This is a genomic window from Vibrio sp. 10N.222.49.C9, from assembly GCF_041474985.1.
GTDB classification, from domain to species: domain Bacteria; phylum Pseudomonadota; class Gammaproteobacteria; order Enterobacterales; family Vibrionaceae; genus Vibrio; species Vibrio crassostreae_C.
In genome coordinates, this window is the sequence record NZ_JBFRVD010001037.1 from 1 (window position 1) to 274 (window position 274).

Sequence of the window (274 nt, forward strand, 5' to 3'; positions counted from 1 at the left end):
ATGTTTGGCTTTGGCTTTGCTCTTGTACCTTTGTACGACATTCTTTGCGAGCAGCTGGGTATTAACGGCAAAACCTCTACCGTAGCAGTGCAAGAGCCAGAGTCTATGCAAGTGGACGAGTCGCGAACCATAAAGGTCGAGTTTGTTTCGCACATTCCTCCGGGCTTGCCTATCACGTTTGAACCTCAGTCTAAGGTGATGAAGGTTCATCCTGGACAGATAATTCGCACAGCCTATATAGCAACGAACGAATCAAAAACGGCACTAGTGGCTC

General features: G+C 47.8%; 1 protein-coding gene. It reads left to right on the plus strand.

What is annotated here, in order from left to right; all coding sequences use genetic code 11:
• The coding region (locus tag AB4585_RS26780; RefSeq protein WP_372171775.1) for a cytochrome c oxidase assembly protein at positions 1-274 on the plus strand (274 nt) is incomplete at both ends.